The sequence below is a fragment of the Rhodoferax sp. genome, from assembly GCF_030653815.1.
Taxonomy (GTDB): Bacteria; Pseudomonadota; Gammaproteobacteria; order Burkholderiales; family Burkholderiaceae_C; genus Rhodoferax.
Genome location: NZ_JAURYQ010000037.1, coordinates 183,685 through 209,240, shown reverse-complemented (window position 1 = coordinate 209,240; position 25,556 = coordinate 183,685). Strand labels below are relative to the sequence as shown.

Annotated in this window: 19 protein-coding genes, 6 tRNA genes and 2 pseudogenes; 11 read left to right on the top strand and 16 right to left on the bottom strand. The window is 61.4% G+C overall.

Features of this window, described 5'->3' with window-relative positions; translation table 11 throughout:
- The first annotated feature begins 43 nt into the window (after positions 1-43).
- Entirely contained in the window at positions 44-829 is a 786-nt protein-coding gene (gene fabI, locus Q7U49_RS14265) for an enoyl-ACP reductase FabI (protein WP_304765033.1), read from the top strand.
- A gap of 63 nt (positions 830-892) precedes the next feature.
- Here fabI and Q7U49_RS14260 read toward each other — a convergent pair.
- The 12 genes from Q7U49_RS14260 to Q7U49_RS14205 form a co-directional block, all read right to left on the bottom strand.
- Positions 893-969: transfer RNA gene (locus Q7U49_RS14260), tRNA-Arg, on the bottom strand.
- A gap of 21 nt (positions 970-990) precedes the next feature.
- Positions 991-1,076, bottom strand: a tRNA-Leu gene (locus tag Q7U49_RS14255).
- 70 nt (positions 1,077-1,146) lie between these two features.
- Positions 1,147-1,220: transfer RNA gene (locus Q7U49_RS14250), tRNA-Cys, on the bottom strand.
- Positions 1,221-1,267: 47 nt separating this feature from the next.
- Positions 1,268-1,343, bottom strand: a tRNA-Gly gene (locus tag Q7U49_RS14245).
- Between the two features lie 36 nt (positions 1,344-1,379).
- Positions 1,380-1,455 (bottom strand) — tRNA-Gly (locus tag Q7U49_RS14240).
- 61 nt (positions 1,456-1,516) lie between these two features.
- A complete protein-coding gene (gene lon / locus Q7U49_RS14235) occupies positions 1,517-3,958 on the bottom strand; it encodes an endopeptidase La (RefSeq protein ID WP_304765030.1) in 2,442 nt (813 codons plus the stop codon).
- A 32-nt stretch (positions 3,959-3,990) separates the two neighbouring features.
- Positions 3,991-5,247 (bottom strand): ATP-dependent Clp protease ATP-binding subunit ClpX, encoded by a 1,257-nt coding sequence (gene clpX / locus Q7U49_RS14230; RefSeq protein ID WP_304765027.1) that lies wholly within the window; start codon positions 5,245-5,247, stop codon positions 3,991-3,993.
- 4 nt (positions 5,248-5,251) lie between these two features.
- A complete protein-coding gene (gene clpP / locus Q7U49_RS14225) occupies positions 5,252-5,860 on the bottom strand; it encodes an ATP-dependent Clp endopeptidase proteolytic subunit ClpP (RefSeq protein WP_304765021.1) in 609 nt (202 codons plus the stop codon).
- Between the two features lie 134 nt (positions 5,861-5,994).
- The gene (gene tig, locus Q7U49_RS14220; RefSeq protein WP_304765019.1) at positions 5,995-7,305 is read right to left on the bottom strand and encodes a trigger factor; all 1,311 of its coding nucleotides are present in this window, start codon (positions 7,303-7,305) and stop codon (positions 5,995-5,997) included.
- A gap of 80 nt (positions 7,306-7,385) precedes the next feature.
- A tRNA-Leu gene (locus Q7U49_RS14215) sits at positions 7,386-7,472 on the bottom strand.
- A 100-nt stretch (positions 7,473-7,572) separates the two neighbouring features.
- Entirely contained in the window at positions 7,573-10,743 is a 3,171-nt protein-coding gene (locus Q7U49_RS14210; RefSeq protein WP_304765016.1) for an efflux RND transporter permease subunit, read from the bottom strand.
- A gap of 7 nt (positions 10,744-10,750) precedes the next feature.
- Complete coding sequence (locus tag Q7U49_RS14205; protein WP_304765014.1) at positions 10,751-11,893, bottom strand: efflux RND transporter periplasmic adaptor subunit; 1,143 nt, start codon at positions 11,891-11,893, stop codon at positions 10,751-10,753.
- A gap of 180 nt (positions 11,894-12,073) precedes the next feature.
- Between Q7U49_RS14205 and Q7U49_RS14200 the strand changes: the two genes are divergently transcribed.
- Together Q7U49_RS14200 and Q7U49_RS14195 are read left to right on the top strand one after the other, a co-directional pair.
- Positions 12,074-12,310 carry a DUF904 domain-containing protein gene (locus tag Q7U49_RS14200; protein ID WP_304765012.1) on the top strand — a complete coding sequence of 79 codons (237 nt, stop codon included), beginning with the start codon at positions 12,074-12,076 and terminating at the stop codon, positions 12,308-12,310.
- Positions 12,307-12,627: a cell division protein ZapA gene (locus Q7U49_RS14195; RefSeq protein WP_304765009.1), complete on the top strand. Its 321-nt coding sequence runs from the start codon at positions 12,307-12,309 to the stop codon at positions 12,625-12,627. The genes Q7U49_RS14200 and Q7U49_RS14195 overlap by 4 nt, the downstream gene beginning before the upstream one ends.
- 15 nt (positions 12,628-12,642) lie before the next feature.
- On the opposite strand, the pseudogene Q7U49_RS14190 reads toward Q7U49_RS14195, so the two are convergent.
- From Q7U49_RS14190 to Q7U49_RS14180, 3 genes and pseudogenes are all read right to left on the bottom strand, one after another.
- Positions 12,643-13,443: pseudogene (locus Q7U49_RS14190) on the bottom strand (crotonase/enoyl-CoA hydratase family protein); the annotation flags it as partial.
- Positions 13,444-13,563: 120 nt separating this feature from the next.
- A pseudogene (locus tag Q7U49_RS14185) lies at positions 13,564-15,582 on the bottom strand (FAD-dependent oxidoreductase); the annotation flags it as partial.
- A gap of 99 nt (positions 15,583-15,681) precedes the next feature.
- Positions 15,682-16,065 (bottom strand): hypothetical protein, encoded by a 384-nt coding sequence (locus tag Q7U49_RS14180; protein WP_304765007.1) that lies wholly within the window; start codon positions 16,063-16,065, stop codon positions 15,682-15,684.
- 142 nt (positions 16,066-16,207) lie between these two features.
- Here Q7U49_RS14180 and ribBA point away from each other — a divergent pair, with 142 nt between their 5' ends.
- From ribBA to Q7U49_RS14140, 8 genes are read left to right on the top strand one after another with little or no spacing between them, the layout of a single operon-like run.
- Positions 16,208-17,323: a bifunctional 3,4-dihydroxy-2-butanone-4-phosphate synthase/GTP cyclohydrolase II gene (gene ribBA / locus Q7U49_RS14175; protein WP_304765005.1), complete on the top strand. Its 1,116-nt coding sequence runs from the start codon at positions 16,208-16,210 to the stop codon at positions 17,321-17,323.
- A gap of 27 nt (positions 17,324-17,350) precedes the next feature.
- Positions 17,351-17,827: a 6,7-dimethyl-8-ribityllumazine synthase gene (gene ribH, locus Q7U49_RS14170; RefSeq protein WP_304765003.1), complete on the top strand. Its 477-nt coding sequence runs from the start codon at positions 17,351-17,353 to the stop codon at positions 17,825-17,827.
- Positions 17,824-18,354 carry a transcription antitermination factor NusB gene (gene nusB / locus Q7U49_RS14165; protein WP_304765000.1) on the top strand — a complete coding sequence of 177 codons (531 nt, stop codon included), beginning with the start codon at positions 17,824-17,826 and terminating at the stop codon, positions 18,352-18,354. Before ribH ends, nusB begins: the two co-directional genes overlap by 4 nt.
- 8 nt (positions 18,355-18,362) lie before the next feature.
- Positions 18,363-19,547: a pyridoxal phosphate-dependent aminotransferase gene (locus Q7U49_RS14160; protein ID WP_304764997.1), complete on the top strand. Its 1,185-nt coding sequence runs from the start codon at positions 18,363-18,365 to the stop codon at positions 19,545-19,547.
- A complete protein-coding gene (ybgC, locus tag Q7U49_RS14155; protein WP_304764994.1) occupies positions 19,544-19,972 on the top strand; it encodes a tol-pal system-associated acyl-CoA thioesterase in 429 nt (142 codons plus the stop codon). The genes Q7U49_RS14160 and ybgC overlap by 4 nt, the downstream gene beginning before the upstream one ends.
- 7 nt (positions 19,973-19,979) lie before the next feature.
- The gene (tolQ, locus tag Q7U49_RS14150) at positions 19,980-20,672 is read left to right on the top strand and encodes a protein TolQ (RefSeq protein ID WP_296273447.1); all 693 of its coding nucleotides are present in this window, start codon (positions 19,980-19,982) and stop codon (positions 20,670-20,672) included.
- Between the two features lie 2 nt (positions 20,673-20,674).
- Entirely contained in the window at positions 20,675-21,094 is a 420-nt protein-coding gene (locus tag Q7U49_RS14145) for a biopolymer transporter ExbD (RefSeq protein WP_304764989.1), read from the top strand.
- Positions 21,095-21,103: 9 nt separating this feature from the next.
- Positions 21,104-21,973, top strand: coding sequence for an energy transducer TonB (locus Q7U49_RS14140; protein ID WP_304764986.1), 870 nt, complete (start codon positions 21,104-21,106; stop codon positions 21,971-21,973).
- A 3-nt stretch (positions 21,974-21,976) separates the two neighbouring features.
- Here the strand turns inward: Q7U49_RS14140 and dnaE are convergent, their stop codons facing one another.
- Positions 21,977-25,540, bottom strand: coding sequence for a DNA polymerase III subunit alpha (gene dnaE, locus Q7U49_RS14135; RefSeq protein WP_304764983.1), 3,564 nt, complete (start codon positions 25,538-25,540; stop codon positions 21,977-21,979).
- Positions 25,541-25,556 lie beyond the last annotated feature (16 nt).

Sequence of the window (25,556 nt, the reverse complement as noted above, 5' to 3'; positions counted from 1 at the left end):
GCGACAATTCTGCATCAAATCAATTGAAAAAGCAGAGGCTACTATGGGTTTCCTGACAGGCAAAAAATTTCTGATCACCGGCGTGTTGTCCAACCGCTCCATTGCCTACGGCATTGCCAAGGCCTGTCACGCGCAGGGTGCCGAGCTGGCGTTCAGCTACGTGGGGGAGCGCTTCAAGGATCGCATCACCGAATTTGCCGCTGACTTCAATTCCACGCTGATTTTTGACTGCGACGTGAGCTCGGACGAGCAGATCGACAAGTTGTTCAAGGACCTGTCGCAGCACTGGCCCACCTTTGACGGGTTTGTGCACAGCATCGGTTTTGCCCCGCGCGAAGCCATCGCCGGGAACTTTCTGGATGGTCTGACGCGCGAGAATTTCCGCATTGCGCACGACATCAGCGCCTACAGCTTTCCTGGCATGGCCAAAGCCGCCCTGCCCTACCTGAGCAACACCGCGTCGCTGCTGACCCTGACCTACCTGGGTGGCGTGCGCGTGGTGCCGAGCTATAACACCATGGGCCTGGCCAAGGCGTCGCTCGAATCATCGGTGCGCTACCTGGCTGATGCGGTCGGCGCCAAAGGCATTCGTGTCAATGGCCTGAGCGCCGGCGCCGTCAAGACGCTGGCGGCCAGCGGCATCAAGGACTTTGGCAAGCTGCTGGGCATCTCGGCGGCGGCATCCCCGCTCAAGCGCAACGTGACCATCGACGAAGTTGGCAACGTGGCGGCCTTCCTGCTCAGCGATCTGGCTTCCGGCATGACCGGTCAAATTTCGTATGTGGATTGCGGCGTCAGCCAGACGGCAGTAGCCGTGGTGGAGAGCTGAGCCAGTCAGGCTGTCCCGGCAGCCGCGGAAAATAAAAAAGCAGGCGAACAACCTGCTTTTTTTTGGCCAGCCAGGAGGGACTCGAACCCCCTACCCCGAACTTAGAAGGTTCGTGCTCTATCCGGATGAGCTACTGGCTGTCAGGCGCTGTGACGCATGGATGGTGCCCGAGGCCGGACTCGAACCGGCAACCCCTGACGGGGGACAGATTTTAAGTCTGCTGTGTAAACCATTCCACCACTCGGGCAACAGGCGTATTGTCAAACAAAAAAGCCTCGTCAATAAAAATTACGAGGCTTGATTGACAACAAAATAACTGGAGGCGCGACCCAGAGTCGAACTGGGCTAGACGGATTTGCAATCCGTTGCATAACCGATTTGCTATCGCGCCGATGTTTTTGCAAAAAAAGGGAAGCAGTGCTTCCCTTTTTAAAAAACTGGAGCGGGAAAAGAGACTCGAACTCTCGACCTATACCTTGGCAAGGTATCGCTCTACCAACTGAGCTATTCCCGCAAATGGTGCCAACAAGATCAGCACCAGATAAAAAACTGGAGCGGGATAAGAGACTCGAACTCTCGACCTATACCTTGGCAAGGTATCGCTCTACCAACTGAGCTAATCCCGCGTTACAAGCCCTAAATTATAAGGTAATTTTCAAGCTTTCAGCTCTGGAGCGATCATTTTTCTCAATGTTTTACCGCCTCAACCGAGGCCGGTGCCGTCAAGGCAATTTCTGTCGCAGCAGCACCGGTTGATGCGTCTTCGGGCAAGGCCGTTGGCATGCGTTCCAGCGCAATTTCAAGCACCTTGTCGATCCAGCGCACCGGCACGATTTCCAGCCCGTTCTTCACGTTTTCAGGAATTTCCTGCAGGTCTTTGGCATTGTCTTCCGGGATCAGCACGGTCTTGATACCGCCGCGCAGTGCCGCAAGCAACTTTTCCTTCAGGCCACCAATGGCAGTGACTTCACCGCGCAGCGTGATTTCACCGGTCATGGCGACACCGCAACGCACCGGGATACCGGTCATGGCCGACACAAACGCGGTGGTCATGGCGGCACCGGCACTGGGACCGTCTTTGGGCGTCGCGCCATCAGGCACGTGGATGTGAATGTCCTTCTTCTCGAAAAATTCATCCTTGATACCGAGCCGGTGCGAACGGCTGCGCACCACGGTGCGGGCTGCCTCCACCGACTCCTTCATCACATCACCGAGCGAACCCGTGCGGGTAATGACGCCCTTGCCAGGCACCATGGCCGCCTCGATGGTGAGCAAGTCACCACCCACCTCGGTCCAGGCCAGACCCACCACCTGTCCCACCTGGTTTATCTTTTCGGCGCGGCCGTAATCAAATTTACGCACCCCCAAAAATTCGCTCAAATTGGCGGCAGAAACGACCACTTGCGCGGTCATTTGCTTGAGTTGCAGACCCTTGACCACCTTGCGGCAGATTTTGGATATTTCCCGCTCCAGCGAGCGCACACCCGCCTCGCGGGTGTAGTAGCGCACGATATCGCGCACCGCATCCTCCGTCACCTGCAACTCGGCTTCCTTGACCCCGTTATTACCCAGTTGTTTGGGCAACAGGTAGCGCAGCGCAATGTTGGTTTTCTCGTCTTCGGTGTAGCCCGACAAACGAATCACTTCCATCCGGTCCAGCAGCGCTGGCGGAATGTTCATGGAGTTGGAGGTGGCCACAAACATGACATCGCTCAGATCAAAGTCGACCTCAACGTAATGATCGGCAAACTTGTGGTTTTGCTCGGGGTCGAGCACTTCAAGCAAAGCGCTGGACGGATCACCGCGGAAGTCGGTACCCAGCTTGTCGATTTCGTCGAGCAGGAACAAGGGGTTGCGCGTGCCGACCTTGCTCAGACTTTGCAGCACCTTGCCCGGCATGGCACCAATGTAGGTGCGGCGGTGACCGCGAATCTCGGCCTCGTCGCGCATGCCGCCCAGCGCCATGCGCACGTACTTGCGCCCGGTGGCCTTGGCGATCGACTGCCCCAGCGAGGTCTTGCCCACGCCAGGCGGTCCGACCAGGCAAAGAATGGGGGCCTTGACCTTGTCCACGCGCTGCTGCACCGCGAGGTATTCCAGGATGCGGTCTTTCACCTTGTCCAGCCCGTAATGGTCTTCATTGAGCACCGTTTCAGCGTTGGCCAGGTTGTGTTTGATCTTGGTCTTGCCAGCCCAGGGCAGACCGGTGAGCACGTCGATGTAGTTACGGATCACCGTGGCCTCGGCCGACATGGGTGACATCAGCTTGAGTTTCTTGAGTTCGCCTTGCGCCTTTTTCAGGGCGTCCTTGGGCATCTTGGCGGCCTTGATCTTCTTCTCGATCTCGTCGATGTCAGCGCCGTCTTCGCCCTCGCCCAGCTCTTTCTGAATGGCCTTGACCTGTTCGTTCAAATAAAAATCGCGCTGGTTCTTTTCCATTTGCCGCTTGACGCGACCACGGATTTTCTTGTCGACATTGAGGATGTCCACCTCACGGTCGATTTGCGCAAAGAGGTTTTCCAGACGATCACGCACGCTGGCGAGGTCGAGCACAGCCTGTTTGCTCTCCAGCTTCAGCGGCAAATGCGCAGCAATGGTATCGGCCAGGCGACCCGGATCATCAATGCTTGAGATCGAAGTCAGGATTTCAGGCGGAATCTTTTTGTTGAGCTTGACGTACTGGTCAAACTGCTGCATCACGGCGCGGCGCAAGGCTTCAATCTCGCTGATCTGGGCCTTGGTCTTGGCCTCGGGCTCGGCCGGCAACTCCACCGGCGTCACGGTGGCGGTGAAATGCATTTCACCGTCTTCAATGTGGTTCACCACAGCGCGCTGCTGGCCTTCCACCAGCACCTTGACGGTACCGTCGGGCAATTTGAGCATTTGCAAAATGGTGGAAATGCAGCCCATGTCAAACATGTCAGAGACCACCGGATCATCTTTGGCAGCCGCTTTTTGGGCCACCAACATGATGCGGCGCTCGGCGCCCATGGCGGCCTCGAGCGCCTTGATGCTCTTGGGGCGCCCGACAAAAAGCGGGATCACCATGTGCGGAAAAACGACCACATCACGCAAAGGCAACAAGGGCAGATCCACAGGGATGGCAGGTAAATTGGGATGGCCAGACATAAAAATCCTTCTGTTACCGGTATGAAATTACATCAGGCTTGCTTGGCGACTTCACGGTAAACCAGCAAAGGCGCCTTGTTTTCCTCGATCGTGGACTCGTCCAGCACAACTTTTTCGACGTTGGAGACATTGGGTAGATCGAACATGGTGTCGATCAGCGCCAATTCAAGGATCGAGCGTAAACCGCGGGCACCGGTTTTACGGGCCAGCGCCTTTTTGGCAATGGCTTTCAGCGCGCTAGGGCGAATTTCAAGCTCGACGCCTTCCATGGCGAGCAGTTTGCTGTACTGTTTCACCAGGGCATTTTTCGGCTCGGTCAAAATTTGCACCAGCGTCTCTTCACTGAGTTCGCCCAGGGTAGCCACCACCGGCATGCGACCCACCAATTCAGGAATCAAGCCGAACTTGATCAAGTCCTCGGGTTCGACTTCCTTGAACACCTCGGTCAGGTTGCGGTTTTGCTTGCTCTTGACCGCTGCACCAAAACCGATGCCGGAGGACTCGGTGCGGTTGTCAATGACTTTTTCCAGACCCGAGAACGCGCCACCGCAAATGAACAGGATGTTGGTGGTATTGACCTGAACAAAATCCTGGTTGGGATGCTTGCGCCCACCTTGCGGCGGCACACTGGCCATGGTGCCTTCGATCAGCTTGAGCAGCGCCTGCTGCACGCCTTCACCCGAGACATCACGGGTGATGGACGGGTTGTCGGACTTGCGCGAAATCTTGTCGATCTCGTCGATGTAGACAATGCCGCGCTGCGCCCGCTCGACCTCGTAGTTGCAGCTTTGCAGCAGCTTGAGCACGATGTTTTCGACGTCTTCACCCACATAACCCGCCTCAGTGAGTGTGGTGGCGTCTGCCATCACAAAGGGCACGTCGAGCATGCGCGCCAGGGTCTGGGCCAACAGCGTCTTGCCGGAACCGGTGGGGCCGATCAGCAAGATATTGCTCTTGGACAGCTCGACCTCGTCCTTGCTCGACTTTTCCTGATGCCGCAGCCGCTTGTAATGGTTGTACACCGCCACCGCCAGAATGCGTTTGGCGGCTTCCTGACCGATCACATAGTTGTCCAGATTGGCCTTGATCTCGGCGGGTGTCGGCAGATCGGTTTTCTCAGATGTCTCGGTGGTCGCCGGCAACTCGTCGCGAATGATTTCGTTGCAGAGTTCGATGCATTCGTCGCAGACAAACACCGACGGACCCGCAATCAGTTTCTTGACCTCATGCTGACTCTTGCCGCAAAACGAGCAGTACAGGGTTTTCTCTCCGGAAGAGCCTTTAGCCATGACCTTATGCCCTCTTGGTGATAACCTGGTCAATCAGACCATATTCCTGGGTTTCCTGCGCCGTCATGTAGTAGTCGCGCTCGGTGTCACGCGCAATGCGTTCCAGCGGCTGACCCGTGCGCTCAGCCAAAATCCGGTTGAGCTGCTCGCGCGTCTTCAAAATTTCACGCGCCGCAATTTCGATTTCTGTGGCCTGGCCTTGGCTGCCGCCCGAAGGCTGGTGGATCATGATTTTGGCGTTGGGCAGGCAAAAGCGCTTGCCCTTTTCACCAGCAGCCAACAGGAAAGCACCCATGCTGGCAGCCATGCCGGTGCACAGCGTGGAAACCTGTGGCTTGATGAAATTCATGGTATCGTAAATCGCCATGCCGGCGCTGACTGAACCGCCGGGGGAGTTGATGTAGAACGAAATGTCTTTGTCAGGGTTTTCGCTTTCCAGAAACAACAACTGCGCCACCACCAGGTTGGCCACGTAATCATTGACCGGACCCACCAGGAAAATCACACGCTCCTTGAGCAAACGGGAATAGATGTCATAAGAGCGCTCGCCGCGGCCCGACTGCTCAATCACCATGGGCACCATGCCCAGACCCTGTGTATCCATTGCGCTCATTTCAAAATTCATCATGACTCCAAAAATTTGCTACTACTGTAGCTAAAAAAACATGGCCTGTAAGCAAATGGGGCTTGAATGCCGGACTTAAAGCCCGGCACAAGCCCCATACCACCATCAAAACGTCAAAAAATTCAGTTTTGCGCCATCAACTCATCGAAGCTGACTGCCTTCTCGCTGACCTTGGCCTTGGACATCACAAAATCGGTCACGTTGTTTTCCAGAACAATGGCTTCCACTTCGGCCAGACGGTTGTTGTCGCCAAAATACCAGCGCTCCACCTCGCTGGGTTTTTCGTAGCTGGCTGCCAGCTCCTGAATGTGGGCCTTGATCTGGTCCATGGTGGCTTGCAGGTTGTTGGCACGCACCAGCTCAGCCACCACCAGGCCCAGGCGCACACGACGCTCCGCCTGCGGACGGAACACGTCCTCGGGGATGCTCACTTTGTCGGCGTCCTTGATGCCGCGCTGTTTCAGGTCGGCACGAGCGCCTTCCAGCAGGCGCTGCATTTCGGCCTGCACGCTGGCATTGGGCAAATCCAGTTCCGCCTTGGCCACCAAAGCGTCCATCACGGCGGTCTTGTTACGCGCCAGCAGGCGGAACTTGACTTCGCGGTCGAGATTTTTCTTGATGTCGGTACGCAAGCCGTCAACCGACGCGTCTTCAATGCCCAGGGACTTTGCCAGTGCCTCGTTGACTTCGGGCAGGTGCGCTGCTTCGATCTTCTTGACCGTGACCATGAAATCAGCCGTCTTGCCAGCCACATCCTTGCCATGGTAGTCAGCCGGGAAAGCCAGCGGGAAAGTCTTGCTTTCACCGGTTTTCATACCGCGCGACGCTTCTTCAAACTCCTTGAGCATCTGGCCGTCGCCCAGGATGAACTGGAAGCCTTCGGCCTTGCCGCCCTCAAAGGGCTCGCCATCGATCTTGCCTTCGAAGTCCACCGTGAGGCGGTCACCGTCCTCGGCTGCCGCATCTTGAGGACGCTGCGAGAAGGTACGGCGTTGCTTGCGCAGGATGTCCACGGTCTTGTCAATGGCGGCGTCCGACACTTCGGTCGTGACCTTTTCGACTTCGGCCGTGCTCAGGTCGCCAATCTTGACTTCGGGGTAAACCTCAAAGACGGCTTCAAAGGTCAACTCGCCTTCCGGGGCGCCTTCTTTTTCGCTGATTTTGGGCTGGCCCGCGACACGCAGCTTGGCTTCGTTGGCGGCATTGGCAAAGGCCTCGCCCACCTTGTCGTTCATGACCTCATACTGCACGTTGTAGCCATAACGCTGCGCCACCACGTTCATCGGCACTTTGCCCGGACGGAAACCGTCCATCTTCACGGTGCGTGCCAGCTTTTTCAGGCGCGCCGTCACTTCAGATTGAATCGACGCAACCGGCATGCTCAGCAGCATCTTGCGCTCTAATTTTTCAAGGGTCTCAACTACGACTGCCATGGTGTTACTCCAAATTACACAAAATAAAAGACAGTGCACGGCTGCAGCACAGCAGCGCCCTGTCAAGCAAATTCTCTCCGTGGTGCGCGGGGCGGGACTCGAACCCGCACACTGTTGCCAGCGTCAGGACCTAAACCTGGTGCGTCTACCAATTTCGCCACCCGCGCAAACTGAACAGGGCGGTCCTTCAAACCACCCCTTGAATAGGTCAACTCAAGATTTTAACCCGCGCAGCCACCCTAAATGCCTGCACCCGCAACAAGTCATTCAGCGGCTGCTGGGCGAAACCCTGAACCAGGCCGCGTACATCGCCGGCAAGGCCAGCAGCGTGAGCACCGTGGCCACCACCAGCCCGCCCATGATGGCCACCGCCATCGGCCCCCAGAACACCGAGCGCGACAGCGGAATCATGGCCAGCACGGCAGCCGCAGCGGTCAGCACAATCGGACGCAAGCGGCGCACAGTTGATTCCACAATGGCCTCCCAGGCCGGCACACCACGGGCGCGGTCGTGCTCAATCTGGTCGATCAGGATGACCGAGTTGCGCTGAATCATGCCCATCAGGGCAATCACGCCGAGCAGCGCAACAAAGCCGAACGGGCGATTCAACAGCAGCAGCGCGCCGGCGACACCGGCAATGCCCATCGGTCCGGTCAAAAACACCAATACTGCGCGGCTGAAGCTGTGCAGTTGCAGCATCAGCAGCGTGAAAGTGATGAACAGCATGACGGGAATGCCCGCCACGATGCTGGACGAACCCTTGGCGCTCTCGGCCACGGCGCCGGCCACTTCGATGCGATAGACGCCCTGCCCGGCTTGCGCCCAGCGAGCTTCAAGATTTTTGAGCTCGGGCAGGAGTTGCGCGGACACGGTGGCACCCTGCAGACCTTCGGCAATGTCGCTTTGCACGGTGATGGCGTAGTCGCCGCCTTCGCGCCACATCACGCCGGGCTCCCAGGTAAACACGGGTTTGGCGATTTGCGTCAGCGGAATCGACCGGCCCGACGCGGTGGGCAGGTAGGCGTTGGCAATGTCGGTGATGGCGTTGCGCTCATCAAGCGGCTGGCGCAGCACCATGTCGACAAGCAAGTCGCCCTCGCGGTACTGGCCCACGGTGGTGCCGCTCAGGATGGTTTTGGCGGCCTGGGCGATGGACTGGCTGGTCACGCCGAGCGCGCGCGCCTTGTCCTGGTCTACCTCCAGGCGCATGACCTTGATCGACTCGTTCCAGTTGTCATTGACACCGCGGGTGTTGGCGCTCTGGCGCATGACGGCCTTGACCTCGTCGGCGCGCTCGCGCAGCAGTAGCGGGTCAAGCCCGATCACGCGAAACTGCACCGGGTACGGCACCGGCGGGCCATTGGCCAGCAGCTTGACGCGGCCGCGCACCTCGGGGAACTCCTGCGCCAGCAAGACCGGCAGCTTGCGCAGCAGGGCCTCACGTGTGGGCAGGTCCTTGGGCAGCACAATGAGCTGAGACACATTGGTCTGCGGAAAAACCTGCTCCAGCGGCAAATAAAAGCGCGGCACACCGGAGCCGATCCATTGCGTGACCGAGGTCACCCCGGGCTCGGCCATCAGGTGGGTCTCGACCCGTTTGGCGACGTCTTCGGTGGCGGCAAACGCGGTGCCTTCGGCCGACCACAATTCAACCGTGATTTCCGGCCGGCTGGAATCGGGGAAAAATTGCTGCTGCACCTGGCCCATGCCGACAACGCCCAACCCCAACAAGGCCAGCGTGGCGCTGATAGTGAGCCAGCGGTGGCGAATGCAAGTATTCAGGGCACGGCGAAAGGCACGGTAAAAGGGTGTGTCGTACATGTCATGCGCCGGGGCGTGGCCGGCCTCATGCGTCCGACCTGCGGCCAGCACATGCGGTGGCGCCTTGAGCAAGCGCGTGCCCAGGTAAGGCACAAAATACACCGACACGATCCAGCTCAGAACCAGCGCAATCACCGTGACCGCAAAGATGGCAAAGGTGTACTCGCCGGTGCTGCTTTTGGCCAGGCCGATGGGCAAAAAGCCGGCGGCGGTGATGAGCGTGCCGGTGAGCATGGGCATGGCCGTGATTTCATACGCAAAGGTGGCAGCGCGGACCTTCTCAACGCCCTCTTCCATTTTGCGCACCATCATTTCCACCGCAATGATGGCATCGTCGACCAGCAGGCCCAACGCAATGATGAGCGAGCCCAGCGATATCTTGTGCAGGCCGATGCCCCAGTAGTTCATGGCCAGGAAAGTCATGGCCAGCACCAGCGGAATGGTGATGCCCACCACCAGACCGGGACGTATGTCGAGCGTCCAGCGCTTCCACAAGGGCTGCTTGCCGGGGCGCTGGTGCAACCCGAGGCTGATGACGCTGACTGCCAGCACAATGGCCACGGCCTCGATCAGCACCTTGACGAATTCATTGACCGAGGTGGCCACCGACTTGGGCTGATCCTGGATCTGGCCCAACGACACGCCCAGCGGCAGGGTTTTCTCGATGTGCTGGACGGCTTCAGTCAAGGCCTTGCCCAGCGCGATGATGTCACCGCCCTTGCTCATCGACACCCCCAAGGCGATCACCGGCTCGCCCTGAAAATGCACCTTGACCGTGGGCGGGTCGACATAGTCGCGCTTGATGTCGGCAATGTCGCCCAGGCGCAGCTGGCGGCTGCCGGCGCGTATCGGCATGGCGCGCAGGTCTTCGACCGCCTTGAACTGGCCGGCCACGCGCACCTGCAGCACATCGAGCGGCGTTTGCACGCTGCCGGCTGAAACCACCGCGTTTTGCTGGTTCAGCTGGGCCAGCACCGCATTGAGGTCAAGCCCCAGTTGGGCCAGCCGCTGTTGCGAGATTTCAATGTACAGTTTTTCATCCTGCACGCCAAACAATTCAACCTTGGCCACATCGGGCACCCGCAGCAGTTGCTGACGCACGTCGTCGGCAAAGGTCTTGACTTCGGCGTTGCTGAAACCCGGCGCCTGCAAGGCATAAATGACGCCGTAGACGTCGCCAAAATCATCGTTGAAATAGGGCCCCACCACACCCTGGGGCAGCGTGCCCCGCATGTCGCCGACCTTCTTGCGCACTTGGTCCCACGCAGTGGCCACGCTGTCGCCACGGGCGGAGTCCTCAATCTGGAAAATAATCTGGGTCTCGCCGGGTTTGGAGTAGCTGCGGATCTTGTCGGCATGGAGCACTTCCTGCAAAGTGCGCTCGAGCTTGTCGGTGACCTGCTCGGCCATTTGCTGGGCGCTGGCCCCCGGCCAGTAAGCGCGCACCACCATGGCGCGAAAGGTGAACGGCGGGTCCTCGTCCTGCCCCAGCTGGAAATAGCTGGCGGCGCCCAGCACCATCAGCACAATCATCAGAAACCGCGTCAGCGGCGCGTGCTCAATGGCCCAGCGCGAGAGGTTGAAACCTTTTTCAGGTTGCAGGTGCGTTTCACTCATGAACAGCTCACTTGGCAGGCGCCGAATTGCCGGGCACGGTTTGCGCCTGGCTGGTGGTGTCGGGCGAGGCGCTGGCCTGGTAGCGCGTGACCTTTTGACCAGGCGCCAGCACATGCACGCCGGCCACCACCACTTGCATGCCCGGCTGCAAACCAGCGGATACCACCACGTCGTTGCCGTCGGCAGTGGCAATTTGCACCGTTTGCGCCCTGACGGTCATGCTGCCCGGGTCGAACACCCAGACCGCAGTGGCCTGGCCCTGCTGCCACAGGGCGCTGGTGGGCAGCTTGATGACCGGCGTGCCGGCCGACTGCAAGGCCTGCGGCAGCACCGACACTGTGCTGCCCAGGGCAAGGGGATCCGTGGTCTGCAGGGCGGCCTTGACGGTGAAAGTGCGGGTCACGGGGTCGGCGCTGGCGGCAACCTCGCGCACCACGCCGGGGTGAAGACCGGGCGCCGACCAGGCCCGCACCTGGGCCGGCGTACCCACCTTGATGGCAGCCACCTTGTCTTCGGGCACGGAAAACACCACGTCGCGCGCGCCGTCGTGTGCCAGTTGCAGCACCGGGGTACCAGCCGCCAGCACCTGGCCACGCTCGGCCAGCACGGCCGTCACCACACCGGGAGCATCGGCAACCAGGCTGGCATAAGCGGCCAGGTTGCCTTGAGCCGAGAGTTGCGCCTGCGCCTGATCGAGCTGCGCCTGGGCAGACTTGAAACCGGCCTCGCGCCGCTCCAGTTCAGCACTGCCGATGAAGCCCTGGTTTTTGAGTTCGCTGTAGCGCTTGAAATCTGCCGCGGCCAGGTCGCGGGTGGTGCGCGCGGCGGCCACCTGGGCGCGGGCCGCGTCAGCGGCGAGCCCGAGGTCTTGGGCATCGAGCCGGGCCAGCAATTGCCCGGTCTTGACACGTTGGCCGGCCTCGACCGGGCGCTCCAGCAACTTGCCACCGACGCGAAAGCCCAGCGTCGATTCGACCCGGGCGCGGACCTCGCCAGCGTATTCCAGCTGACTGCCTGCGCTTTGCACACCCACGGTGATCAGCTTGACCGAACGCACCGGCTCAGCAGGCGGCGCCGGCTTGGAGCAAGCGGCCAGAACGGCCGAAAGCACCAGCAGAAGGCCCCCTTTGAAAACTGAATCCTTGACCATGTTTGTTCATTCCCGGTAGATGTGAAGCCTCTGCGGACCACTTGAGTGATTTGACGCGAAAACGATTTTAATAACCATTTGGTCATTAGTCACCAACCGCAAAAGACTGTTGTTTTGACGCGTTATTTAAGCGCCTGCCCCTCCCTAAAATACCGAACCACGATCCTACAATGCAGACTTATGTCAGACCTGACCCCCATTGATCAAATTACCGAACGGGTGGACCGCTTGTTGCTGCGTTACGAAGAGCTCAAGCGAACCAATGCCCTGCTTTACCAGGAAATCGATTCACTGACGCAAGAGCGTGACTCGCTCAAATCGCGTTTGAGCGCAGCACGGGCACGTGTTGACGTGCTGCTGGCCCGGCTGCCTGAAGCCAACCCCAGCCCAGCCACGACGCCCAGAGGTTCCCAATGAAACAGCTTGAGGTCAACATCATGGGCCAGAGCTACATGCTCGGCTGCCCGGAAGGCGGAGAGGCCAGGCTTTTGAATGTGGTCGCCCGCGTCGACGACGCCATGTGCAAGATCCGTGAAGCCGGCAAGGTGCGTTCACGCGACCGCATCGCCGTGCTGGCGGCGCTCAACCTGGCCTTCGACACGCCAGAGCAAGTCAAGACAAACACGCCGGACACGCTGTCGAGCGATGCGTCGCAGGCCGGCGAAACGTTCAAGCTGAAACAGCTGTTGCAGCGGCTTGATGCCGCCTTGAACAGCGATGACAGCCTGATTTGAGGCCGTCCGGCGCCCTCAGTCCTTGAATTTCGGGGCACGTTTGCCCATGTTGGCCATCATGGCTTCCTGCAGGTCGTTGCTGAGCAGCATGGCGGCGTTCCAGGTGGCCACGTAGTTCAGGCCGTCGGCCACCGAGTGATCACGCGCATAGGTGATCATTTCCTTCACGCCCCGCACCACCAGCGGCGACTTGGTGGCAATGCTGGCTGCCAGTTCGCGCACACCCGCCTGCAAGGCTTCACGCGACTCAAATACATGGTTCACCAGCTTCATCTGCAGCGCCTCGGCGGCATCGAACTTGCGCCCGGTGTAGGCCAGTTCTCGCGCCATGCCTTCGCCCACCAGCTTGGGCAAGCGCTGCAGGGTGCCGACATCGGCGGTCATGCCGATGTCAATTTCCTTGATGCTAAAAATTGCATCACTGGCGCAGTAACGCATGTCGGCACAACAAATCAAATCAATCCCGCCGCCCACGCAGGCACCGTGAATGGCGGCCAGCACCGGCTTGCGGCAGCGCTCCAGGCTGGTCAGGGTGTCTTGCAGGTCGAGAATGACCTGGCGCAGGTTTTCGCGGGTGCGGGCCTCGCAGTCGTTCTGGATCTGGTCGCCCATGCCCATCATCATCTGCAGGTCGATGCCGCTGGTGAAGAGCTTGCCCTCACCTTCCAGAATCGCCACGCGCGCCTCCGGGGTGGCATCGACCCACTTGAAGGCCTGGCGAATCTCGTGCCACATGACCAGGTTCATGGCATTGGCCTTGTCCGGACGGTTCAGGCGGATGGTGGCAATGTGGTCGACCAGACTGACCGTGAGGGTTTCATAGGACGAGGCACTGTTGCTAACGGTGCGCTTACTGGTGTTGTCAGCGCTGTGCTGTGGCTCGCCGGTGGGTGCTGGCTGGCTTGGCTTTTTAACGCTGGGGGTCTTGCCTGAGGCCAGCGCCACAGCCAGTTCCAGACCCTGTTTGATGGCGCGTTTGGCATCAAGCTCGGCCGCTTCAGAGGCGCCGCCGATCAGGTGCACGGACAGGCCGGCGGCGAGCAAGTCGGCCTGCAGTTCGCGCTGCGGCTCCTGGCCGGCGCAAATGATGACGTTGTCCACCGGCAGCGTCATGTCACGCTCGCCCACAGTGATGTGCAGGCCGGCGTCGTCAATCTTTCGATAAGTCACGCCAGCGAACATCTCGACATGGCGGTTCTTCAATGAGGTGCGGTGGATCCAGCCGGTGGTCTTGCCCAGGCCCTCACCCACCTTGCTGGCCTTGCGCTGCAGCAGGTACAGCTTGCGTGGGCTGGCCTCGATGTGGGCCGGCGCCAGGCCGCCGCGCGTGCCGTAGGCGGTGTCGACGCCCCACTCGGCAAAAAACTTGGCCTGGTCCAGGCTCGGGCTGGTGCCCTCGTGCAGCAGGAATTCGGCGGTGTCGAAGCCAATGCCACCGGCACCGATCAAGGCCACCGTTTTGCCTACTCGTTGCTTGTCGCGCAGTACATCGAGGTAACCGAGCACTTTGGGGTGGTTGATGCCGTCAATGGGGGGGGTGCGTGGTGTCACGCCAGTGGCCAGCACCACGTGTTTGAAATCGCCCGCAATCAGGTCCCAGGCGGTGACGCGGGTGTTGAGCCGGAGCGACACACCCGTCAGCCTGATCTGCTTGCCGTAATAGCGCAAGGTCTCGTAAAACTCTTCCTTGCCGGGCACCTGCTTGGCGATGTTGAACTGGCCTCCGATTTCGCTGGCCGCATCGAACAGGGTCACGTCAAACCCGCATTGGGCCGCGGCCGTGGCAAAACTCAAACCGGCCGGACCGGCGCCGACCACGGCGATTTTGTCGCGATTGACGGCAGGCGTGATGTTGATCAGGGTTTCGTGGCAGGCGCGCGGATTCACCAGGCAGCTGGTGATCTTGCCGGCAAAGGTGTGGTCCAGGCAGGCCTGGTTGCAGCCGATGCAGGTGTTGATCTCGTCGGCCTTGCCCGCTGCCGCTTTTTGCATGAACAGCGGGTCGGCCAGGAACGGCCGTGCCATCGACACCAGGTCGCAAAAGCCGTCAGCCAGCAGTTGCTCGGCCACCTCGGGCGTGTTGATGCGGTTGGTGGCCACCAGCGGAATGCCCACCTTGCCCTTGAGCTGCCGCGTGACCCAGGCCCAGGCGGCACGCGGTACCTTGGTGGCGATGGTGGGAATACGCGCCTCGTGCCAGCCGATGCCGGTGTTGATGATGCTGGCGCCCGCGGCTTCGATGGCTTGCGCGAGCTCAATCACCTCGTCAAGCGTAGAGCCACCTTCGACCAGATCGAGCATCGACAGGCGGTAGATGATGATGAAGTTGGCGCCCACTTTTTCGCGCGTGCGGCGCACGATCTCCAGCGGGAACCGGATGCGCTTGGCGTAGCTGCCGCCCCATTCGTCGTCACGCTGGTTGGTGCGCGCGGCAATGAATTCATTGAGTAAATAGCCCTCGCTGCCCATGATCTCGACACCGTCGTAACCGGCGCTTTGGGCCAGCGCGGCGCAGCGCACGAAGTCGTCGATGGTCTGGACCACTTCTTCGCCGCTGAGTGCCCTGGGTTTCATCGGGTTGATGGGGGCCTGCAGCGCGCTGGGTGCCACCAGCTGCTCGTGGTAGGCGTAGCGGCCAAAGTGCAGGATTTGCATGGCGATCTTGCCGCCGGCCTGATGCACCGCGTCGGTCACCGGCCGGTGTTTGGCGGCTTCCTCGGGGGTGGTCAGGCGCGCACCACCCGGCATGGGGCGGCCACGGTCGTTGGGTGCGATGCCGCCGGTGACGATGAGGCCGACCCCGCCACGCGCACGCTCGGCATAAAAGGCGGCCATGCGGGCAAAGCCGTCCTTGACCTCTTCGAGTCCGACGTGCATCGAGCCCATGATGACGCGGTTGGGCAGCGTGGTGAAGCCCAGATCCAGCGGCTCGAACAAATGGGGGTAGGTGACCATGAAACTTCCTGTAAAAAAATCAAAGCAGCCCTGCCTGGCGCGACTGAAGGCAACAGGCAGCTTAACCGGAAAGGCCGAAAGCGGGCTAGGAGTGAGACTCTAAAAAAAGCGGCTGGCCAACGCCAGCGCCAGGACCGATACCCCAGCCATGAGCCACAACACACGCACCCGGTTCACCTCGACCCGCTTGATGAGTTGGGTGTTCTGGTCGGCCAGCGACTGGATCAGCTCGCTGGATACCAGCATCTGCTGGTGCAGATCGGCCACGGCCGTTTGCAGCTCGGCCACCTGCGATTGCAGCGCTGCAACCGCAGGCGACTCAGCACGCAATACCTCACGCGCGGGTGAGACCGGCGCGGCTGCCACAGGTTTCTTGCCCACGGTCTGCCACAATTTTTTGGCGCCCGTGGCCACCTTGGGTGCATTCTCGATCACATCGCCCCAAGGCACCATCTTGAGTACGGTCAACCATCCAATCGCCATGTATCGTCTCCTGAAATCTGGGGTCTAGCCTAACCCAAACCACAATCCCGGATAATCGGTGCAATTGATCGGCCAAACACGCCCTTGTGGCGCTTGCACTCGCTGGTCCTGATTTTCGACACCCAACCCTTTGAATCATTGCATGACACAGCCTCATCCCGTTGCCATTTCCCCTGTTGAAGACATCGTCGCCGACCTGCGCGCCGGGCGCATGGTCATTCTGGTTGACGAAGAAGACCGTGAAAACGAAGGCGACCTGGTCATGGCCGCTGAACACGTGACCGCCGACGCGGTCAACTTCATGGCCCGGTTTGGCCGCGGCCTGATCTGCCTGACGCTGACCCGCGAACGTTGCGAACTACTGCAACTGCCGCCCATGACGGCACGCAATGGCGACAAAAAAGGCACTGCTTTTACCGTCTCCATCGAAGCCGCCGAGGGCGTCACCACCGGCATTTCGGCCGCCGACCGGGCCCAGACCATCCAGGTGGCCGTGGCCCGCAAGGCCAAACCCGAGGACCTGGTGCAACCTGGCCACATCTTTCCCTTGCAGGCGGTCGAAGGTGGCGTGCTGATGCGCGCGGGCCATACCGAAGCCGGCTGCGACCTGGCCGCCATGGCCGGCTGCGAGCCGGCTGCGATGATCTGCGAAATCATGAAAGACGACGGCACCATGGCGCGCCTGCCCGACCTGCAGCTTTTTGCTGCCGAACACGGTCTCAAGATTGGCACCATCGCCGACCTCATTCACCACCGCAGCAGTACCGAGTCATTGGTCGAGCATGTGGGGGTGCGACCCTTGAAAACCGCTTTTGGCGAATTCACGGCCCATGCCTTTCGCGACAAGACCGCCCACGGCGTGCACCTGGCGCTGGTCAAGGGCCAGTGGGGCGCGGATGAAGCCGTGCTGGCGCGTGTGCACGAGCCGTTGTCGGTCTTTGATGCCCTTGAAGTAGGCCGCACCATGCACTCCTGGAGCCTGGACGCCAGCCTGTCGCGCGTGGCCGCCGAGGGCAAGGGCGTGGTGGTGTTCCTGAACTGCGGTGAAAGCCCCGACCAATTGCTGGCCCAGTTTGACGGCACCGCCAAGGCCAGCCACGGCCCGGAGCGCGGCCGCATGGACTTGCGCACCTACGGCGTGGGCGCGCAGATTTTGCGCGAATGCGGCGTCCACAAAATGACCCTGATGGGCAACCCACGGCGCATGCCCAGCATGACCGGGTATGGACTGGAAATTGTTGGCTACGTGACCGCGTGAACCCCTTTTGATGAACAGGAAATTCCCATGCTGATTGCAGACCAGGGTGCACTTGCCGCCACCGACCCCCGCCTGAACGGGAAAAACCTGACCATTGGCATCGTCCAGGCGCGCTTCAATGCCGACATCACCAACGCGCTGGCGCAGGCCTGCCGCGCCGAACTGCTGGCCTTGGGTGTGGAAGAAAAAAACATCACGCTGGTGCAGGTGCCGGGCGCGCTGGAAGTGCCTGTGGCACTGCAGGCGCTGGCCGAACAGCTCAAGTACCACGCGCTGGTGGCCCTGGGCTGCATCATTCGCGGCGAAACTTACCATTTTGAGTTGGTTGCCAACGAATCGGCGGCGAGCGTCAGCCGGATTGCGCTGGACTATCAAATTCCGATTGCCAACGCCATCCTCACCACCGAGGACATGGCCCAGGCCGTGGCCCGGCAAACCGACAAGGGCCGCGACGCCGCCCGTGTGGCCGTTGAAATGGCCAACTTACTGGAAGAAATTGAATGAGCGAATCGAGCCACCCAAAACCCCCTTCCCGGCCGCCGCGCCAACCGCGCAAAGGCCTGACCAGCACCGGCGTGCGCAAGGCCGCCAGCAAGTCCGACCGCTCTCGCGCACGCGAGTTTGCCGTGCAGGCGTTGTACCAGGTGCTGGTCGGCAAAAACGACGTGGCTGCCGTGGATGCCTTCACGCGCGACCTGGCGGGCTTCAGCAAGGCCGACAGCGTGCATTTCGATGCCTTGCTGCATGGCAGTGCCGAACAGGCTGAGCAGCTGGACGCGCTGATTCTGCCGCTGCTCGACCGCAAACTGGCAGAGATTTCACCGGTCGAGCATGCGGTGATGTGGATTGGCGCTTACGAGTTGCAGCACTGCCTGGACGTGCCCTGGCGCGTGGTGCTCAATGAATGCGTGGAGCTGGCCAAGGAATTTGGCGGCACCGACGGCCACAAATACGTGAACGGCGTGCTCAACGGTCTGGCCCGGCAATTGCGCGAGCTTGAGGTCGCCGCCGACCAGGGCGCCGCACGCTAGCCCAGTCCATGCGAATCTCAAAACGCGCCCAACAGATTGAGCCGTTTTATGTGATGGAGGTGGGCAAGGCTGCCAGCGCCCTGGCGGCCCTGGTGGCGCACACGGATGCGCCGATGATTTTCCTGAACATTGGCGAGCCTGACTTCACCGCCCCGCCGCTGGTGCATGAGGCCGCTGCCCGTGCCATCCGCGACGGCCTGACACAGTACACCCCGGCCACCGGCCTGCCCGAGTTGCGCGAGCGCATCAGCGCCTGGTACCAAAGCCATTTTGGTGTAACGGTTCCGGCCAGCCGCATTGTGGTCACGGCCGGTGCGTCGGCAGCCCTGCAACTGGCTTGCCTGGCGCTGGTGGAGGCCGGCGACGAAGTGCTGATGTCCGACCCCAGCTACCCGTGCAACCGCCATTTTGTGACGGCGGCCGACGGCACGCCGGTGCTGATCCCGACCACGGCGGCCGAGCGTTTTCAGCTCAGCGCCGACAAGGTGCAGGCGGCCTGGAACCCGCGCACGCGTGGCGTGCTGATGGCCTCGCCCTCGAACCCCACCGGCACCTCGCTGGCACCGGACGAATTGCGCCGCATTCACGAGCTGGTGAGCCAGCGCGGCGGCATCACCCTGGTCGACGAGATTTACCTGGGGCTGAGCCATGACGACGCCTATGGCCAGACGGCGCTGGGGCTGGATGAAGAGATCATCAGCATCAACAGTTTCAGCAAGTACTTCAACATGACGGGCTGGCGCCTGGGCTGGATGGTGGTGCCGGAAGCGCTGGTGCCGGTGATTGAGCGGCTGGCGCAAAACCTGTTCATCTGCCCCAGCACCATTGCCCAATACGCGGCACTGGCCTGCTTTGAGGCCGAGAGCCTGGCCGAGTACGAGCGCCGCCGGGCCGAATTCAAGGCGCGCCGCGACTACTTTATACCCGCCCTCAACGCGCTGGGCCTGACCGTGCCAGTGATGCCCGACGGCGCTTTTTATGCCTGGGCCGACTGCACGGCGGCGTGCCAGAAACTGGGTGTGAGTGGCAGTTGGGACCTGGCCTTTGCGCTGATGCACCGGGCCCACGTGGCCGTGACCCCGGGGCGCGATTTCGGCCAGTTTGATACCGGGCATTTCATTCGCCTCTCCACGGCCAATTCGATGGCGCAACTGCACAGCGCCATCGACCGATTGAAAGTCTTGCTGGCATGAGTGCGCAGCGGCTCGACAAGGAAACCTTCAACTGGCCGGTGCGCGTGTACTGGGAGGACACTGACGCCGGCGGCATCGTGTTTTATGCCAATTACCTGAAGTTTTTTGAGCGTGCGCGCACCGAATGGCTGCGTGCCAAGGGCATCAGCCAGCAAGCCTTGAAAGAGGCGACCGGCGGCATGTTTGTGGTCGGTGAGGTGCAGGTGCGTTTTCTCAAGAGCGCCCGCCTCGACGATGAACTTCTGCTTACAACTTCGCTGCAGGAGGCCGGGCGTGCCTCCATGACAATCCACCAACAGGCGCTGCTGAGCACCGCGACGGGTCCCGTGTTGCTGTGCGAGGCGACCGTCCGCGCCGGCTGGGTTCAGGCCAGCACCCTGAAACCTGACAGAATTCCCACCCAGATCCTCCACGCACTCACCTGAAGCACGCATGAACCAAGACCTTTCGATATTTCAATTGGTACTGAACGCCAGCCTGGTGGTGCAGTTGGTGATGCTGCTGCTGATCAGCGTGTCGATCGCCAGCTGGGCCGCCATTTTTCGCAAGCTGTTTTCGCTGGGCAAGGTCAAGGCGCTCAACGACAGCTTCGAGCGTGACTTCTGGTCGGGCAGCAGTCTGAACGACCTGTTTGCCGCCGCCGCCCAGAACGCCCGCCAGGGCGGCCCGATGGAGCGTATTTTTGCCAGCGGCATGCGCGAATACCAAAAACTGCGTGAACGCCACATCACCGACGCCGGCACCCTGATGGACGGTGCCCGGCGCGCCATGCGGGCCAGCTTTCAGCGGGAGATGGACGTGATCGAGACCCATTTGTCGTTTCTGGCCTCGGTGGGTTCGGTGTCGCCCTATGTGGGCCTGTTTGGCACGGTGTGGGGCATCATGCACGCCTTTACCGGCTTGGCCGCGCTGACCCAGGTGACGCTGGCCAGCGTGGCGCCCGGTATTGCCGAGGCCCTGGTGGCCACCGCCATTGGTCTGTTTGCCGCCATTCCGGCGGTGGTGGCCTACAACCGCTTTGCACGGGACATCGACCGCATTGCGATCCGGCTGGAAACCTTCATTGAAGAGTTTTCCAACATCCTGCAGCGCAATGTGGGCGCGCAATCGGCCTCGGGGCACTGACCATGGCCGCCGTTGTCAGCCGTGGCCGGGGCCGGCGCACCATCAACGAGATCAACATGGTGCCCTTCATCGACGTGATGCTGGTGCTGTTGATCATCTTCATGGTGACCGCGCCGCTGATTGCCCCCAGCATGATCGACCTGCCCAGCGTCGGCAAGGCGGCTGGTCAGCCTGACCAGGTGATCCAGATCGTGATCGGCAAGGACGAAGCGCTGCAACTCAAGCTCAAGGACACCACCACGTCGCTGCGCCTGCAGGACATCACCAGCGCCGTCAAGCAGGCGCAAGGAACGGTAGCCAACACGGCCGTGGTCATCAGCGCCGACAAGTCGGTCAAGTACGAAGCCGTGGTGCGCGTCATGGACACCTTGCAGCGCGCCGGCATTGCCCGGGTCGGCCTGTCGGTGCAACTGGCCCCCTGAATCCCCACCATGCACGCCGCGGCTGACCGACTTGAATTTGCGCCACCCGCCACACCCGGCGTGGTGCGCGCCGTGCTGCTGGCACTGCTGGCGCACGGCCTGCTGGTGGCCGCACTGACCTGGGGCGTGCACTGGCAGCGCGAGGCGCAAATCATCAGCATTGAAGCCGAGCTTTGGGCGACAGTCCCGGTGGCCGCCGCACCGCGCTTGCAGGAACCACTGGCAGAGCCCATCCAGCCAGAAAGGCCCGAGCCCGTCACCCAGGCCCCGCCCCCGCCCAAGCCGGTGGTGGCTCCGCCCAAGGTCGACATTGCCCTTGAGCAGGAAAAACAACGCCTGCAAAAACAAAAGCAGCTGGCGCTTGAACAGCAACAGGAAAAGCTCAAGCAGGACAAGCAGCAGCAGAAGGCGCTGGAAGAAAAGCGCAAGGCCGAGCAACTGAAACAGGTCCAGGCCGACAAGGCCAAACTGGCGCAAGAGAAAAAACTGGCCGAGCAGGAAGTCCGGCGACTGGAAGCTCAGCGCGCCGAGAATTTGAAACGCATGAGCGGCCTGGCCGGTGCCAGCGGCAGCGCGTCGTCAGCCGGTACCGCACTCAAGTCGGCCGGCCCGTCCGCCAGCTACGCCGGGCGTGTAATTGCTCGGGTCAAGCCCAATATCGTGTTCACCGAGGCCATCAGCGGCAACCCGACCGCCATCATTGAGGTGCGCACCTCATCCGACGGCACCATCATCGCGCGCAAACTTACGCAATCGAGCGGCGTCAGAGACTGGGACGAGGCGGTGCTGCGGGCCATTGACAAAACCGAAGTGCTGCCACGCGACACCGACGGCCGCGTGCCCTCACCGCTGTTGATCAGTTTCCGGCCCAAAGACTAGCGGTCACTCGTAAACAATCTCGGCCGTGCCCGGTGCGGCCTGGGCCCACCAGCTGGCCAGCGCGGCGTTGCTGGGGTAAAAACGGGCTTGCTCGCCCAGCTGCAGTTCGGCCTGGGCCGCGCCCTCCTCGCCCCGGCAGGTCAAGGCCAGGCGCACGGCCAGACCACGCCACAGATCACCCTGCTCGGTCACTTCCTTTTGCGCAGGGAAGTCGCGCAACAGCCGCGCCATGTCGAGCTTCAGGCCCTGCGGCCCGGTGGCGGCGCGCACGCGCAGGTACTTGCCAAAGCGGCAACGCGCCTGCTCCAGGTCCCAGACTTGCGTCACGGTGAGCTGCATGCCGCCTGAAAAGCGGTCAGGCTGCTGCTTGCCCATCACAATCACCAGTTCGTCGTCCTTGAGCAAATCCTTGTGCGCGTTGATCAACGCCTCGTCAGCGCGGGCTTCAATCACGCCCGAGCCGTCGTCGAGTTTGAACAGCGCCAGTTTGCCGCGCTGGCCATTGATGACCCGAAAGTCGGTGATGATGCCGGCCAGCAGTTGCGGCTCGCGCGTGTCGATGAGCTCGGCAATCGGGCGCTTGGCAAAACGGCGCACCTCGGTCACCACTTCGTCGAACAAATGCCCTGACAAATAAAAACCGACAGCGGTTTTTTCATAGACCAGGCGTTCCTTCACGCCCCAGGGCGTGGCCTGCACCAGCTCGGGCTCTTGCGTGCTGGAGCCGTGCGCGTCACCGTCACCCATGTCGAACAAACTGCACTGGTTGGCGTTGGCCAGCGCCGCCGCGCCGAACTCAAACGCCAGGTCGACGCTGGCCATCAGGCTGGCGCGGTTAAGGGCGATGGCGTCAAAGGCACCGGCCTTGATCAGCGCCTCGACCGTGCGCTTGTTGATGCGGCTGCGATCGACCCGGGCACAAAAATCAAACAGGCTCTTGAACGGCCCCACGGTGTCGCCGTTGGGGCCCACACCCCGGCCCTCGCGCGCCGCCACAATCGCCTCGATGGCCTGCTGGCCGCTGCCCTTGACCGCGCTCAGGCCATAACGAATCACCCTGTCCGAGATCGGCTCGAAACGGCTCACACCCCGGTTCACATCGGGCGGCTCAAACGTCAGGCCCATTTTGATGGCGTCTTCCAGCAAGACCTTGAGCTTGTCGGTGTCGTCCATTTCCACCGTCATGTTGGCGCAAAAGAACTCGGCCGTGTAGTGCACCTTGAGCCAGGCGGTGTGGTAGGCCAGCAGCGAATAGGCCGCGGCGTGCGACTTGTTGAAACCATAGCCGGCAAACTTCTCCATCAGGTCGAAGACCTCGTCGGCCTTGTCCTGGTGGATGTCGTTTTTCAGGGCGCCATCACGGAAAATCTGGCGGTGCCGGGCCATCTCGTCGGCGTCTTTCTTGCCCATGGCGCGGCGCAGCATGTCGGCCCCGCCCAGCGAGTAGCCGCCCAGGATCTGCGCGGTCTGCATCACCTGCTCCTGGTAGACCATGATGCCGTAGGTCTCGCTGAGCATGTTGGCCACCAGCGGGTGCGGGTATTCCACCACCTCGCGGCCGTGCTTGCGCGCCACAAAGCTGGGGATCAGGTCCATCGGGCCGGGCCGGTACAGCGCGTTGAGGGCGATCAGGTCCTCCAGGCGCGTCGGCTTGGCGTCACGCAGCATGCCCTGCATGCCGCGCGATTCAAACTGGAACACGGCCTCGGTCTTGCCGTCCTGAAACAGCTTGTAGGTGGCCTTGTCGTCCAGTGGCAGGTTCTCGAAAGCAAAGCTTTCCTGCCCCGGGTGGCGCTGCCTGATGAAGTCGCGCGCAATTTCCAGAATGGTCAGGGTCGCCAGGCCCAAAAAGTCGAACTTGACCAGGCCCACCGACTCGACGTCGTTCTTGTCGTATTGACTCACCGCCGAGTCGCTGCCAGGCTGCTGGTACAGCGGACAAAAGTCGGTCAGTTTGCCAGGGGCAATCAACACACCGCCGGCGTGCATGCCGATGTTGCGCGTCATGCCTTCGAGCTTGCGTGCCAGTTCCAGCAGCGTGCGCACGTCCTCTTCCTTGGCCTCGCGTTCGGCCAGGATCGGCTCGGCTTCCACCGCATAGACCAGCTTGTCGTCCTTTTTGCGGTCGGCCGGCGGCAGCTGCAAGGTGACGGCCACGCCGGGCTTGTTGGGAATGAGCTTGCTGATGCCGTCGCAAAAGGTGTAACTCATGTCGAGCACCCGGCCCACGTCGCGAATGGCCGCGCGCGCCGCCATGGTGCCGAAGGTGGCAATCTGGCTGACCGCGTCCTTGCCGTATTTTTCCTTCACGTAGTCGATCACCCGGTCGCGGTTGCCCTGGCAAAAGTCGATGTCGAAGTCGGGCATGGAGACCCGTTCCGGGTTCAGGAAGCGCTCGAACAGCAGGTTGTATTGCAGCGGGTCGAGGTCGGTGATCTTGAGCGCGTAAGCCACCAGCGAACCGGCACCCGAGCCGCGCCCAGGGCCCACCGGGCAGCCGTTGTTTTTGGCCCAGTTGATGAAGTCGCCCACGATCAAAAAGTAGCCTGGAAAGCCCATTTTAAGGATGGTGTTGAGCTCGAATTCGAGCCGCTCCACATAACGCGGCATTTCCTTGTCGCGCTGCGCCGGGTCGGGGTACAGGTGCGCCATGCGGTCTTTGAGCCCTTCATGCGAGGCGTGGCGAAAGTACTCGTCCGCCCCCATGACCACGCCATTGACCGGTGGAATCGGGAAGTCAGGCAGTTGCGGCTTGCCCAGCACCAGACTCAGGTTGCAGCGCCGGGCGATCTCGATGCTGTTGGCCAGCGCCGAGGGCACGTCGGCAAACAGCGCCTGCATTTCGGCGCTGGTCTTGAAGTATTGGTCGCGCGTGAAGCGGCGCACCCGGCGCGGGTTGGCGAGCATTTCGCCTTCAGCAATACAGACCCGCGCCTCGTGCGCCTCAAAATCCTCCGGGGCCTGGAATTGAACCGGGTGCGTGGCCACCACCGGCAGGCCCGAGCGCAGCGCCAGTTGCACTGCCGCAGTCACCTGCTGCTCGTCTTCCGGGCGACCGGCGCGCTGCAGCTCCAGATAAAAGCGGTGCGTGAAAACGCCGGCCAGTTGCAGTGCGGCGTCCAGCGCGCGGGCTTCGTCGCCCTGCAGCAGGGCCTGCCCGACCGGCCCGGCCTGCGCGCCCGACAGGCAAATCAGCCCGCCATTGAGTTCCTTGAGCCAGGCCAGACTCACGGTGGCCTGCGCCTTGCCGCCGTTTTGCGTCCAGGCGCGCGCCAGCAACTCGGACAAATTGAGGTAACCGGCATGGCTTTGCACCAGCAGCAACACGCGCGAGAGTTGCCCCAGCTCCTTGCCCAGGCCTTCGAGCCAGACCTCGGCGCCAAGGAGCGGCTTGACGCCGCGCTTGCGTCCTTCCTTGTAAAACTTGATGGCCCCAAACAAGTTGCTCAGATCGGTGATGGCCAGCGCCGGCTGGCCATCCGCGGCGGCGGCCTTGACCACCTCGTCAATGCGGGTGGTGCCATCAATGACGGAAAATTCGGTGTGCAGGCGTAAGTGAACAAACATGGGTCTTCTTGTATGA